Source organism: Streptomyces fuscigenes, assembly GCF_021556455.1.
GTDB classification, from domain to species: Bacteria; Actinomycetota; Actinomycetes; order Streptomycetales; family Streptomycetaceae; genus Streptomyces; species Streptomyces fuscigenes.
The window spans coordinates 1-12,983 of the sequence record NZ_JAKGCV010000131.1 but is presented as its reverse complement, the minus strand read 5'-3'; the positions used below and the strand labels follow the sequence as shown (position 1 = coordinate 12,983).

The 12,983-nt window shown below is 72.3% G+C and carries 14 protein-coding genes; 9 read left to right on the top strand and 5 right to left on the bottom strand.

The annotated features are described in order from the left end of the window. The coding region (locus tag L1885_RS13385) for an NsdA family TPR-like regulatory protein (RefSeq protein WP_505016775.1) at window positions 1–604 on the bottom strand (604 nt) is incomplete at its 3' end. 322 nt (window positions 605–926) lie between these two features. Between L1885_RS13385 and lipB the strand changes: the two genes are divergently transcribed. The 5 genes from lipB to L1885_RS13360 all read left to right on the top strand — a co-directional run bounded on the left by lipB (window position 927) and on the right by L1885_RS13360 (window position 5,456). Further along, window positions 927–1,817, top strand: a complete 891-nt coding sequence (gene lipB, locus L1885_RS13380; protein ID WP_235797308.1) for a lipoyl(octanoyl) transferase LipB — start codon at window positions 927–929, stop codon at window positions 1,815–1,817. Between the two features lie 290 nt (window positions 1,818–2,107). Further along, complete coding sequence (gene lipA, locus L1885_RS13375; RefSeq protein WP_235797307.1) at window positions 2,108–3,109, top strand: lipoyl synthase; 1,002 nt, start codon at window positions 2,108–2,110, stop codon at window positions 3,107–3,109. A 315-nt stretch (window positions 3,110–3,424) separates the two neighbouring features. Then, on the top strand, window positions 3,425–3,640 hold the full coding sequence (locus L1885_RS13370; protein WP_235797306.1) for a hypothetical protein: 216 nt from the start codon (window positions 3,425–3,427) through the stop codon (window positions 3,638–3,640). A 10-nt stretch (window positions 3,641–3,650) separates the two neighbouring features. Further along, complete coding sequence (locus L1885_RS13365; protein ID WP_235797305.1) at window positions 3,651–4,346, top strand: DUF4191 domain-containing protein; 696 nt, start codon at window positions 3,651–3,653, stop codon at window positions 4,344–4,346. A 528-nt stretch (window positions 4,347–4,874) separates the two neighbouring features. Further along, window positions 4,875–5,456 carry an LOG family protein gene (locus L1885_RS13360; protein WP_235797304.1) on the top strand — a complete coding sequence of 194 codons (582 nt, stop codon included), beginning with the start codon at window positions 4,875–4,877 and terminating at the stop codon, window positions 5,454–5,456. Between the two features lie 205 nt (window positions 5,457–5,661). Here the strand turns inward: L1885_RS13360 and L1885_RS13355 are convergent, their stop codons facing one another. The 3 genes from L1885_RS13355 to L1885_RS13345 form a co-directional block, all read right to left on the bottom strand. Beyond that, on the bottom strand, window positions 5,662–5,925 hold the full coding sequence (locus L1885_RS13355; RefSeq protein WP_235797303.1) for a hypothetical protein: 264 nt from the start codon (window positions 5,923–5,925) through the stop codon (window positions 5,662–5,664). Between the two features lie 191 nt (window positions 5,926–6,116). Continuing rightward, window positions 6,117–6,686: a TIGR03086 family metal-binding protein gene (locus L1885_RS13350; protein ID WP_235797302.1), complete on the bottom strand. Its 570-nt coding sequence runs from the start codon at window positions 6,684–6,686 to the stop codon at window positions 6,117–6,119. 244 nt (window positions 6,687–6,930) lie between these two features. After that, a complete protein-coding gene (locus L1885_RS13345; RefSeq protein WP_235797301.1) occupies window positions 6,931–7,521 on the bottom strand; it encodes a TetR/AcrR family transcriptional regulator in 591 nt (196 codons plus the stop codon). Between the two features lie 97 nt (window positions 7,522–7,618). Between L1885_RS13345 and L1885_RS13340 the strand changes: the two genes are divergently transcribed. Together L1885_RS13340 and L1885_RS13335 are read left to right on the top strand one after the other, a co-directional pair. After that, window positions 7,619–8,344, top strand: coding sequence for an SDR family oxidoreductase (locus tag L1885_RS13340; RefSeq protein WP_235797300.1), 726 nt, complete (start codon window positions 7,619–7,621; stop codon window positions 8,342–8,344). Window positions 8,345–9,021: 677 nt separating this feature from the next. Further along, a complete protein-coding gene (locus L1885_RS13335) occupies window positions 9,022–9,618 on the top strand; it encodes a hypothetical protein (protein ID WP_235797299.1) in 597 nt (198 codons plus the stop codon). Window positions 9,619–9,996: 378 nt separating this feature from the next. Here the strand turns inward: L1885_RS13335 and L1885_RS13330 are convergent, their stop codons facing one another. After that, on the bottom strand, window positions 9,997–10,464 hold the full coding sequence (locus tag L1885_RS13330; RefSeq protein WP_235797298.1) for an RDD family protein: 468 nt from the start codon (window positions 10,462–10,464) through the stop codon (window positions 9,997–9,999). Window positions 10,465–10,705: 241 nt separating this feature from the next. Here L1885_RS13330 and glnA point away from each other — a divergent pair, with 241 nt between their 5' ends. Both glnA and L1885_RS13320 read left to right on the top strand, forming a co-directional pair. Continuing rightward, the gene (gene glnA / locus L1885_RS13325) at window positions 10,706–12,115 is read left to right on the top strand and encodes a type I glutamate--ammonia ligase (RefSeq protein WP_235797297.1); all 1,410 of its coding nucleotides are present in this window, start codon (window positions 10,706–10,708) and stop codon (window positions 12,113–12,115) included. A 185-nt stretch (window positions 12,116–12,300) separates the two neighbouring features. Beyond that, entirely contained in the window at window positions 12,301–12,912 is a 612-nt protein-coding gene (locus L1885_RS13320; protein WP_235797296.1) for a DinB family protein, read from the top strand. Window positions 12,913–12,983 lie beyond the last annotated feature (71 nt).

The window sequence follows — 12,983 nt, the reverse complement described above, 5'->3', positions numbered from 1 at the left end:
TCGGTTGCGCGGGCACGCGGGCCGCGGGGGCGCCGTCGGCGCCCGCGCTCCCGCCGGAGGGGCCCGTGGCTCCTCCGGGGCCCCCGGCGACGGCAGCCGCCAGGGGACGTCCCGGCGGTACGGCGGGCGCCGCCCCGGCCGCGAGCCCCGGGTGGCCCACCCGTTCGTCGGGCCGGCCGATCAGCCAGTCCCGGCTGGGCACGACCAGTCCGGCCGGCGTGAAGGCGATCTTGCGCAGTTCGGCGTGGCTGCCCGAGTCCTTCTTCCACAGGCCGCCGACGATGTCGACGGCCTCCTCGGGCGTGGCCGCGAACTCCAGGCCCGCGTACACCGGCGCGCAGGCGTCCAGCCCGAGGTCCTGCGTCGACAGGCGGCGCCCCAGCCGGCGCGTGAACACCTCGGCGATCAGGGCGGGCGTGGTGCCCCTCGGCTGCTGGCCGCGCAGCCACCGCGTCACCGACGTCTTGTCGTACCGGAGGTCCAGCCCGTGCTCCAGGCCGAGCTGGTCGACCCGGCGGGCGAGGCCCGCGTGGGAGAAACCCGCCTCGGCGATGAGCGCGGCGAGCCTGCGGTTGGGATTGCGCTGCGGAGGTCGTTCCGACATCAGCTGTACGGTCTCCTGCCTTCCGGGCCCCGGGGCAGTCCCATACCATCGGCCCCTCACGATCGGCGTGAATTTAGCGTTGCCGACCGGCCCCACAGGGGCTTTCACCCTGGGTTCATCCGATCGTGTGAGGATCGCGGCGACGGCTGGAAAGCGTGCCCAGAAACTGCGTCAGGCACATGCACGGGCCCCTCCGCGGCCGCTCCCGGTGTCGTCTCCGCCACCTCCCGGACCGCTCGCTCCCCCGCCGCCGTACAGTTGCGAGAGCGCCACAAAGGCAGGAAACGCCTCGGTGCACCGATAGCTCTAAGGAGGCACTGCCGTGGGTGAGCTGCGGTACGTCCGTCTGGGATTCGGCGAGAACGCCGTCGAGTACCTGACGGCATGGGAGGAGCAGCGCCGCGTGCACGCCGCGCGGGTCGCGGACGAGGTGCCGGACACCTGCCTGCTGCTCGAACACCCGCCCGTGTACACGGCCGGCCGCCGCACCCGGGACGACGAGCGCCCGCTCGACGGCACCCCGGTGGTCGACGTCGACCGCGGCGGCAAGATCACCTGGCACGGCCCCGGGCAGCTCGTCGGCTACCCGATCCTCAAGCTGCCGAACCCGGTCGACGTGATCGCGCACGTCCGCCGCCTCGAGGAGGCGCTGATCCGCACGGCCGCGGAGTTCGGGCTGGAGACGACCCGCGTCGAGGGCCGCAGCGGGGTGTGGGTGCTCGGCGACACCGCCGACGCCCGTCCGGCCGCTACGGGCCTCGTCCTCGACTTCGACCCGCAGGTGCGGACCGACGAGTTCGACCCCCGTCTCAAGGGCCCCGAGTACGCGCCCTCCAACGCGGGCCAGCGCGGCGAGGACCGCAAACTCGCCGCGATCGGCATCCGCGTGGCGAAGGGCGTCACGATGCACGGCTTCTCGCTGAACGTGAACCCCGACAACACGTTCTTCGACCGCATCGTGCCGTGCGGCATCCGGGACGCGGGCGTCACGTCGCTGGCGTACGAGCTGGGGCGCGACGTGGCCGTCGAGGAGGTGCTGCCCGTGGTCGAGCGCCACCTGCGCGACGTCCTCGCGGAGGAGGCCCCGGCGCAGGCAGCCGCGGACGACGCGGGTCGGACGCGGCCCGTGACGGACGCCACGGACGCCACGGACGGCACGGACGCGGCGGCGCGGGCCGGGGAAGCGGCCGCCCTGGAGCGCGCGAGCGTCTGAGACCCCCGGCGGCCGGGCCCGCGCTCCGTTCCCCGCTTCCGCGCCCCGTTCTCGCCCCTGTCCCCGAAGCCACCGGATCCCGCGATCCCCTCCCCTTCGACTCCCCGTCGACTCCCTTCGACTCCCGTCGACTCCCCTCGACCGGCCCCGCGGTCCCCGAGACCCGGCGCCCGGTCCCCCCGTCCCGCCGACCACTGGCGGGCGGCCCGAGAGACCACGCAATTCACGGGCGTAACCTGGTATCCGCCGAAGAATCGAATGCCGCGCCAGCCCAGAAAGAGGTGCCGGACGTGTCCGCTGTCGCACCCGACGGACGCAAGATGCTGCGTCTGGAGGTCCGGAACAGTCAGACGCCCATCGAGCGCAAGCCCGAGTGGATCAAGACCCGGGCGAAGATGGGTCCCGAGTACAACCAGTTGCAGAAACTCGTGAAGAGCGAGGGCCTGCACACGGTCTGCCAGGAGGCCGGCTGCCCCAACATCTTCGAGTGCTGGGAAGACCGTGAGGCGACCTTCCTCATCGGCGGCGACCAGTGCACCCGGCGCTGCGACTTCTGCCAGATCGACACAGGCAAGCCCGAGGCCCTCGACCGCGACGAGCCCCGCCGCGTCGGCGAGTCCGTCGTCACGATGGACCTGAACTACGCCACCATCACCGGCGTCGCCCGCGACGACCTGGAGGACGGCGGCGCCTGGCTGTACGCGGAGACCGTGCGCCGGATCCACGCCATGACCGCCGCCCGCGAGTCCGGCGCGACCAAGGTCGAGCTGCTGATCCCCGACTTCAACGCCGTGCCGGAGCAGCTCGCCGAGGTCTTCTCCGCTCGGCCCGAGGTCCTCGCGCACAACGTCGAGACCGTCCCGCGGATCTTCAAGCGCATCCGCCCCGGCTTCCGCTACGAGCGCTCCCTGGAGGTCATCACCAGGGCCCGCGAGGCCGGGCTGATCACCAAGTCCAACCTGATCCTGGGCATGGGCGAGGAGCGCGCCGAGGTCAGCGAGGCCCTGCGCCAGCTGCACGAGGCGGGCTGCGAGCTGATCACCATCACGCAGTACCTGCGCCCCTCCGTGCGCCACCACCCGGTCGAACGCTGGGTCAAGCCCGACGAGTTCGTCGAGCTGAAGGAGGAGGCCGAGCAGATCGGCTTCTCCGGCGTCATGTCGGGTCCCCTCGTGCGCTCGTCCTACCGCGCGGGCCGCCTCTTCCAGCAGGCGATGGAGCGCCGCGGCGCCGGCCTCGCGGGAGTCGGCGCCACCGCGGGCACGGCCGCGGCGGTACCTCCGGCTGTGTGAATCCGGGCACAAGCGGCTACCGGCGAGTAAAGACAGGAGCGGGCGCGGTCCCCGCACATCCCCCAGGTGAGGGGCGTGCGGGGGTCGCGCCCGCCGTCGTGCGCGGCCGGGCCCGCGGCGAACCGTGTTTCACCGCGGTTTGACCGCCGGGTCACGCGCTGGTAACACCGGTGAGTGACGCTGGATGCACACAGTGCGCACCCGCGCGCCCGTCTGCCGCCGCCGTCCCGTACCGCACGCGCCCCGCACACCGCGCCGGGCCGCCCTCGCACCGCCGTCCCCGTCCGTCTCGCCTCTTTCAGGGAGATCGCCATCATGCAGGCCGCACCGGTCCACCCGAGTGTCCGCCCGCTGGCAGCCGCGCGGTTCGCGCTGCGCGCTGTCGAAACGTTGCTGCTGAGTGCGGGGCAGCGCACGGCCCGGCGTAATGCCTGGTCGGCCGTCCAGGAGGACCGCCGGGCGGCGCGCGACCGGGCCGAGGCGCTCTCCGCGATCGAGGCTGTGTCGGGCCGGTCCTCCCAAGCCACGTAAACTTTCCTACATGGCGAGGAAGGACAACGCAGACTCTGCTGCGAACCAGGGGCGACTGAAGCAGATCGCTCTTACCTACAAGATGACCCGACGGGTCGATTCCAAGGTCGGTCTTGTCGTCGCGGGCGTGGGAATCGTCACCTTCGGTGTCTTCCTCGCCATCGGTTTCGTGATCGGCCACCCGCTCTATCTGGGCATCCTGGGCTTCATCCTGGCGTTCCTGGCGATGGCGGTCATCTTCGGCCGCCGTGCCGAGCGCGCCGCCTTCGGGCAGATGGAGGGCCAGCCCGGTGCGGCCGCGGCCGTCCTGGAGAACGTGGGCCGCGGCTGGACCACGACGCCGGCCGTCGCGATGAACCGCAACCAGGACGTCGTGCACCGGGCGGTGAGCCGCGCCGGCATCGTGCTGGTCGCCGAGGGCAACCCGAACCGGCTGAAGTCGCTGCTCGCGGCCGAGAAGCGGAAGATGGCGCGCGTCGTCGTCGACGTGCCGGTCCAGGACATCATCGTGGGCGAAGGCGAGGGCCAGGTGCCGCTGAAGAAGGTGCGGGCCACGCTGCTGAAGCTGCCGCGCGTGGTCGACGGCCCGACGGTCACGGCGACCAACGACCGGCTGCGCGCGATGGGCGACCTGATGAGCAACATGCCGGTGCCGAAGGGCCCCATGCCCGGGCGCGGTCTTCGCGGCCGCTCGCCCCGCGGCTGAGTCCCGGCCCGACGCCCACCTGCCCCTCCTCCTCGGTGGGAGCCGCCCGGCGGAGCCCCCGGAGGGCCTCGACGCCCTCCGGAAGGCTCCCGGCACGCTCCCACCGACCGGACCTCCTCCGGGCGTTGCCCGGACCGAACCGGTCCCGATCGTGCCCGCACCTGTCCTTTCTTGACCGTGCGCGGCGGTTCCTGGCGGGTCCGTGGCCGACCGTCGCCTCGTGGCCGCCGCCCGGCTGAAGGCGGAGCCGCCCGGCGAGAGCGGGGAAGCCGAGATCGATCCCGCCTTCGCTGCCACTCCGGCACCCGCCACTCCGGCACCCGCCACTCGCCGGCACCCGGCACCCGGCACCCGGCATCTGAACCCTCCCGGCCGATCGGCCGGGCGACGATCCCAGAGGGCGCGCCGCCCTCCCGGCCGTCCCACGGCGTGCCGCCCTCTTGGGCGTCCCTCTCCGAAACCCCTTGGTCAGCGCTGCGGCACCCGTGGTAGACCGAAGGGCCCGCTCCCCCGGTTCCGGAGATCTTCATGCGCCGCATCGCCGTCTTCCTCGCCTCGTCCGACGGACACGACCCCGCGCACGCCGCGCTGGCGGCCGACGTCGGTGCCGAACTGGCCCGGCGCGGAATCGGCCTGGTCTACGGCGGTGGCCGCCGGGGGCTGATGGGGGTAATCGCGGACAGCGTGCTGGCGGCCGGCGGCGAGGTCGTCGGCGTGATGCCGCGCAGCATGGTCGAGCGGGAGTGGGCGCACGAGGGGGTGACCGAGCTGGTCATGTGCGACTCGATGCACGAGCGCAAGGCGATCATGGCCGATCGCTCCGACGCCTTCATCGCCCTGCCCGGTGGACTCGGCACGCTGGAGGAGATCTTCGAGGCGTGGTCCTGGCGCCAGCTCGGCTTCCACGGCAAGCCCGTGGGCCTCCTGGACGCGGGAGGCTTCTGGACGCCGCTGCTGGACGCCCTGCGCGGACTGGTCGACGCCGGCTTCCTGCCCGCTCCCACTCTCGACGACCTCGCCGTCGCCCCCGACCTGACCGGTCTGCTGGAGTCCCTGGACCGGCGGCTGCACAGCGTCCCGCAGCCCGCGCACGGACAGGATCTGCGCTGAGGCCCGGTGCGGCCCCGCAACCGGACGAAGGAGCGCGGGCAGCCGGGGGACGTCCGGCGCACGCGCGGACGGCCGGGGACCTCGCCGACCCGCGGTCCGCGCAGGTGGCGGCGTGTGTTCCGGACGGCTCCCGGACGGACGCGGCGACCCGGCGGCCGCCGCGTCACCGCCGCCGCGTCACGGTCACCGGGTCACCGCCGCCGCGTCAGGGGCGCCGCGGCTCGCGATCCAGCACCCGCAGACCGTCGACGGACCGGACGATCAGCAGCACACCGAGGAGCCCCGCGAAGACCTCCACGGCCGTCTGGAACGAGAGTTCGTACGTCACCAGGAAGTAGACGCTCTGCACGGTCAAGAGGACGCCCGCCACGAGCGACAGCCAACCGGACGCCCTGTTGCGCGGGACGAACCGCCACCAGGGCCCCTCCGCGGGACGTCCCCACTCATGTCCGGAACCCGTGTTGCTCATCATTGCCTCCGCGCGATGAAGTCGCCCTGTCTCTGGGGTTCTTGTGCTCCGAGATCCGGAAGTCACACGTTCCGGTCCGGCGCGGCGCGGCGCGGCCTTTCAGGCGTCCCGCGCGGGCACCGCGGCCCCGGCCGGGCCGCCCCGACCAGGGTGCGGGCAACGCGCCCGGCACCTGTCGCTCGACGACCGGCTCAGGGCGCCGCCTTCCGGCCGAGGAGGGCGGCGAGCCGGACGATGGCCGGTGCGTCCGGGGCGACCGGCTGGGGGGCCGCGAACCGGCGCAGGGACGGCGGCACCTTCGGGCTCATCATCCGCGCGAAGTCGACGGTCCGGGCCGCGGTCTCCTCCTCGAAGGCCGGGGGCCGTCCGACGGCCTGCCCGAGATCCCAGCCGTGCGCCAGCAGTTCCATCGTCAGGATGTGCAGCAGCGTCAGGCCGGTGATGTCGCCCAAGCGGTCCGGGACGACGCGTTCGAGTGCGCCGTCCTCCGAGAAGGCGGTCACCAGCATCTCCGCGTTCTCCCGGAAAGTCGGCCGCGACCGGACGGGCTGCCCCACCAGGTTGGCGTGGAACCGCCGCTGCACGTCGAGAAGGTGGTCGACGACGTCCCGCACGTCCCAGTCCTCGCACGGCGTGGAGGCGTGCCACTCCCGCTCGTCGAGCGATTCGACCAGCCCCGCGACCTGATCGACCACGGCGGCGAGCTCCCCGACTGCTCCCACCGGCTGCTCCTTGCTGGTCATGGCGTCCTCGTCGGTCATGGCGTCCTCTCCCCGTTCTTCCCTGCACGTGGCATGCCGAAGGGCGCTTCGCCCGTGCCGCCGCGGACGCCGTCGGACCTTCGACAAACGGCTCCCGGGCGGAGGTGCGCCGACCGAGGCACACGGGTCGACGTGCGAGCCGGCCCGATCGCCGCGGGCAGCGGCGCTCGCGCGTCGCCCGGTCGGCCCCGCCCGCTGCGGCAGCGGCTCGTACCGGCCGCCTCTCCCGTCGCCTGCCCCTGACTCATGGCCGGGGCGCCGGGCCGAAGTCCACCGCGCCGAGGCCGGCGGCGAGCCCGGCCGCCGTCTCCATGATGCGGGCCCCCAGGCCGACGGCGTCCGGCTGCTCGACCCAGCGCTCGAACGCGGTGCGGAAGACGGCGACCCCCACCTCGGCCAGCAGGGTCGCCTCCGGCTCCTCGGCGCCCCGCTCCCGCAGCGCTTCGGCCGCCGCCTCGCCCGCAGCGGCGAACTTGGTCCGCCCCCGTTCCTGCAGTTCCGGGCTGGTCCGCACGACGGCACGCCGTTGAGCGGCGAGCCGGGCGTCACCGGCCAGGGGCCCGGCGACCTCCACGAGGGCGGCCAAGAGGGCCTCGAAGGGCATCAGATCGGCGTCGGCCTCCCGGACGGAACGGGCGAGGGCGACCGGGAGTCGGTCGGATCCCGCGAACAGCACGTCCCTCTTGTCCGCGAAGTAGCGCGAGAAGGAGCGCCGGGTCAGGCCGGCGCGCTCGGTGATCTCCGCGACGGTGACGTTCTCGTAGCCGCGGTCGAGGAAGAGTTCCAGCGCCGCTTCGCGGAGCCGGTCCTCGGCGCGGGGATCCCATCGTGGCATGCCCCTCAGCCTAGCAGTGATGACTCATCGAGTCGTCATGGTGCTAGCCTTCATGACTCAGTGAGTCATCACTTTCGCGATCACAGAGGTGGACACCATGGATCTTTCCGCTCAGCGTGTCGTCGTCATAGGCGGCAGTTCGGGGATGGGGCTGGCCACGGCCCGCGCCGCGGCGGCCGCAGGGGCCGCCGTCACCATCGCGTCGAGCGACCGGACGCGGCTGGAGTCCGCGCTCGCGCATCTGCCGGGCGCCTGCGAGGGGGCCGTCCTCGACACCCGCGACGAAGACGCGGTCGCGGCCCTGTTCGCGCGTCTCGGAGAGCTGGACCACGTCGTGTACACGGCCGGTGACGCCGTGCGCCCGCTGCCGCTCGACGATCTGCCACTCGACGACGCCCGCCGCCTGTTCGACGTCCGCTTCTGGGGGGCTGTCGCCACCGTCAAACACGCGGCGCGACGCGTACGACCGGGCGGCTCGATCGCGCTGACCTCCGGCACGGTCGCCGTCCGCCCCGTACCGGGCGCCGCACTCGCCGCCGCCGGAGCCGCCGCCACCGAGGGCCTGACGCGGGGGCTGGCAGCCGAACTCGCCCCGATCCGCGTCAACGCGGTGCGAGCCGGAGTCATCCGGACACCGCTGTGGGACGCGGTCCCGGAGCCCCAGCGAGAGGCGCTGCTCGCCTCCCTCGCCGACAGGACGCTCACGAAATCGACGGGAACGGCGGATCAGATCGCCGCCGCGCACCTTTACCTGATGGGCAACCAGTTCGTCACCGGAACAGTGCTCACCGTCGACGGCGGCGCGGTCGTCGCGGGAAGCTAGGCCACGTGTCCGGCACGGCGGCCCGTTTCGTTCCGGGCGGGCCTGCGGCCGACTCCCCCGCAGTGACGCGCACGGCGGGGGAGTCGGCCGACACGGGGCGTACGCGACCGCCGAAGCCCCGCGCGGCCGGCCGGCACCCGTCCACACCGCCGGGGATGGTCCGTCGCCGGGGCGGCACCGGGCCCGGCCCCTCCTGCCGGGCCGCAGGGCCCGCCACGGCCCGGCCGGCCTCGGTCGGGTACCGCGGCGGGCCCCGCGGACGCTCTCGGCCCCGCCCGCCGTACCGATTGCCGATCTCCCTCTCCCCCGAGGCCGGAATACCGGCGGATCTCGCGCGATCGGCCAATGGGCACGCGCAAGGGCGCACCCGGCAGGAGATCGTTATCCACGCTCAGGTGAAAGGCGCGGCACGGTTTGCGCACGCGGGGAGGACGAGCGCGCATTCATTCACCTGCCGTGCAGGATGTCCGCACACCTCCGCCGTTTTCCGCATCACGCCGGGATGCCCCGCCTCACCGGTCACGACCAGTTCATAGAAGCGCTTTCCCGCCGCGGCGGGAATAGGTACGACGCTTCCGGCCGGTATCTCGCTGTCGGATCAAGTGGCCAGTACAGCAGGGCTGTTCATGATAGATTTCTCAGTAATTCGGGGTTGCGGCACGGAGAAAGAGAGAGACATGAACACCAAGAAAATCACGGCTCGGCGTCTTACGGCGGAGGACGTCGCACAGCTGGGCGTCGCCGACCAGATCTTCGTTTCCGCGTCGACGGAAGACCTTTCTTTCGAATGCCACGCTCCGGCCTCCCTCACGCGGCCGGGCAAGGATTTCGAAGGGGGGTCCTTCGTCGCGAAGACGGTTTTCGGTGAGACCGTGCACGTCCTGCCCGACAGCGAGGAGGAGCCGGGCGTCTGGGTCGAGGACGGCAAGGGGGAGGAGATCGAGGTTCTGGAGAGCGCCGGCGTGCTCCTGGACCTCGCGCTCTTCGTGCCCGGCGGGGACGCCGAGTCCCTGGGCAAGCTCTACGCGGCCGCGCGGAAGGCGTTCGGCGAGGGCGTCGTGCAGCGGTGGAGCGAGGACTCCGTCGCCGTGCCCGACGTGAAGATCGACCTCTTCGAGGAGCGTGCGCGGGGGCGGAAGAGCGCGAGTTCCGAGCGGGACCGCCGCTTCGTGGACATCTACCCCACGCGCGCCAAGTACCTGGAGCCCTCCGACGGATGGCGGTTCGTCCAGGAGCTGCACAAGCCGGTCGTGGACGACACACCGACCATCTGACCCTCCGGGCCTCCCGCGCGGACCCGCCCGGCCCCGGCCCGCGCGGCGGGGGCTCCCCGGGGCCGCCGGGGCCGCCTTCCCGGGCGGCCTCCGCGCTCACGCCTGGTGGCGGCGGCCCGTCCCGCGTCGAGCATCGAGACGGGCGGGCAGGCACCCGGAGCGGGTACGGGGCCCGGGCACGCACGACGAGAGGGGGCGGCCGGACCACCGGCCGCCCCCTCTCGTCGTCTCCCGCCCTGGTCCCGTGCCTTCCGGCTCCACGCCCTCCGGGCTCGCGCCGTCCCGGGCCCGCGTCGCATCCGTACGCCCGATGCGCGGCGTCGGACGAGCGCACCGGATGCCGGCCGCGGGATGCCTGCGCCGACCGGGCGGCGTGCGTCAGATGCGGACCTGTACGGCGCGTGCGAGGCGGTCGTGCAGGCCGCGGCCGTCGCGGTCCCAGATGAGGGCCGGGATGGCGATGCACAGCAGGACGCTGCGGATCAGGACGCGCACGACGCCGAGCCGTCCGCCGTCCTCGGCGACGACCCGGAGCCGGAAGAGGCGCTTCCCGGGCGTGGAGCCGACGGTGCCGACGGTCAGGACGCTGAGTACGAAGAAGACGACGAGCGCCCAGTTCTCGACGCTGTGGGCGCTGCTGTGCGTGATCAGGCCGTAGACGATGACGACGCACAGCGCCCAGTCGACGAGGATGGCGCCGAGGCGCCGACCGAAGCGCGCGACCGAGCCGGGACCGTACTGCGGCAGGCCGAGCCGCTCCCCGCGGTACCCGAAGTCGACGCCCATGTCCTCGGCCGCCGCGCGGGGACCGGAGAGCCACGACCCGATTGCATCCCTGTTGTCCACACCGCAACGGTACGCGGCCCGAAGCGGTCCCCCGAGAGGTACCCCCCGACGCCGGTGCCCTGCGCCCGGCGTGCCGGTTAACGTGGACGAAACAAACGGGTCATGCTGGAGAAATGGCGGAAACATAAGGTCACGAACACGATGTGCCCTTGAGCACGGGCCGAGGGACCCCGGCCCGATCGCCCGCTCGCAGCCGAGTTTCAAGCCCCGCCCCTCCCGGAGCGGGAGGAGGAGGAGCTGGATGTTCCAGAACGCCGACGAGGCCAAGAAATTCATCTCGGACGAGGACGTCAAGTTCGTCGACGTGCGCTTTTGCGACCTGCCCGGCGTGATGCAGCACTTCACCGTGCCGGCGAAGTCGTTCGACCCGACGGAGGAGCTCGCGTTCGACGGCTCGTCGATCCGCGGTTTCCAGGCGATCCACGAGTCGGACATGGCGCTGCGCGCCGACCTGGCGACGGCGCGTCTCGACCCGTTCCGCCGGGACAAGACGCTGAACATCAACTTCTTCATCCACGACCCGATCACGGGCGAGCAGTACAGCCGCGACCCGCGCAACATCGCGAAGAAGGCCGAGACGTACCTCGCCTCGACGGGCATCGCGGACACCGCGTTCTTCGGCCCCGAGGCCGAGTTCTACGTCTTCGACAGCGTGCGCTTCAACACGACGTCGAACGAGGGCTTCTACCACATCGACTCCGAGGCCGGCGCCTGGAACACGGGCTCCACCGAGGACAACCGCGGTTACAAGGTCCGCTACAAGGGCGGCTACTTCCCGGCCCCGCCGGTGGACCACTTCGCGGACCTGCGGGCCGAGATCTCCCTGGAGCTGGAGCGGGCGGGCCTCGAGGTCGAGCGCCAGCACCACGAGGTCGGCACGGCGGGCCAGGCCGAGATCAACTACAAGTTCAACACGCTGCTGCACGCGGCCGACGACCTGATGCTGTTCAAGTACATCGTCAAGAACGTCGCCTGGCGCAACAACAAGACGGCGACCTTCATGCCGAAGCCGATCTTCGGCGACAACGGCTCGGGCATGCACGTCCACCAGTCGCTGTGGCAGTCGGGTACGCCGCTGTTCTACGACGAGCAGGGCTACGCGGGCCTGTCGGACACCGCCCGCTACTACATCGGCGGCATCCTGAAGCACGCCCCGTCGCTGCTCGCGTTCACGAACCCGACGGTGAACTCGTACCACCGCCTGGTCCCCGGCTTCGAGGCCCCGGTCAACCTGGTGTACTCGCAGCGCAACCGCTCCGCGGCCATGCGCATCCCGATCACCGGCTCGAACCCGAAGGCCAAGCGCGTCGAGTTCCGCGCGCCGGACCCGTCGTCCAACCCGTACCTGGCCTTCTCGGCCCTGCTGCTCGCGGGCCTCGACGGCATCAAGAACAAGATCGAGCCCGCCGAGCCGATCGACAAGGACCTCTACGAGCTCGCTCCCGAGGAGCACGCCGGCGTCCCCCAGGTCCCGACGTCCCTGCCGGCCGTCCTGGACGCCCTGGAGGAGGACAACGAGTACCTGCAGGCGGGCGGCGTCTTCACGTCGGACCTGATCGAGACGTGGATCGACTACAAGCGCACCAAGGAAATCGCGCCGATCCAGCTGCGGCCGCACCCGCACGAGTTCGAGCTGTACTTCGACATCTAGGATCGCGGCCGGTCAGCGCGGGGTTCTCCCGCGCCGGGCCGTCGCCGGGCCGCCGGTGGTGCGTCTCCCCCTCCCGGGAGGCGCACCACCGGCGGCTCCTTTTCGTTTCCCCGGGGTGTCCGCTTGCTCCCCGGGGTGTCCGCGCGACGGATGGACAGGCGTCGCCCGCGCGGCACACTGGCGGCATGACCGCCACAGATGCCAGATCCGATCTGCACTTCTACCTGCAGTCCGCCCGTGACGCCCTGCTGTGGAAGCTCGAAGGGCTCTCGGAGTACGAGATACGCCGGCCGTCGACGCCGACCGGCACGAACCTGCTCGGGCTGGTGAAGCATGCGGCCAGTGTGGAGCTCGGCTATCTCGGCGACACCTTCGGACGGCCGTCCGGCGAAGCGCTGCCGTGGCTCGACGACGGAGCCGAGCCCAACGCGGACATGTGGGCCACGGCCGACGAGTCGCGCTCGTTCGTGGTGGGCCTCTACCGGCGGGCGTGGGACCACGCGGACGCGACACTCGACGCGCTGCCGCTGGACACGGTGGGCAGGGTGCCGTGGTGGCCCGAGGGCCGCGACGAGGTGACGTTGCACCATGCCGTGGTGCGCGTGGTCGCGGACACGCAGCGGCACGCCGGCCACGCGGACATCATCCGCGAACTCATGGACGGTGCCGTGGGGATGAACGAGAGCAACGACGGCATGGCGCCGGGCGACGCGGCCTGGTGGGAGGGGCAGTGCGACCGGATGGAGCGGGCGGCCCGGGAGGCGGAGCGGCGGGCGGCCGCGGAGCGGCGCGACTGAACCGGCCCGGCGCGGACGGCCACCGAGCGGCGGTGGCGGCAGGCCGGCTCTCGCGTCGGGACGCCCGGTCC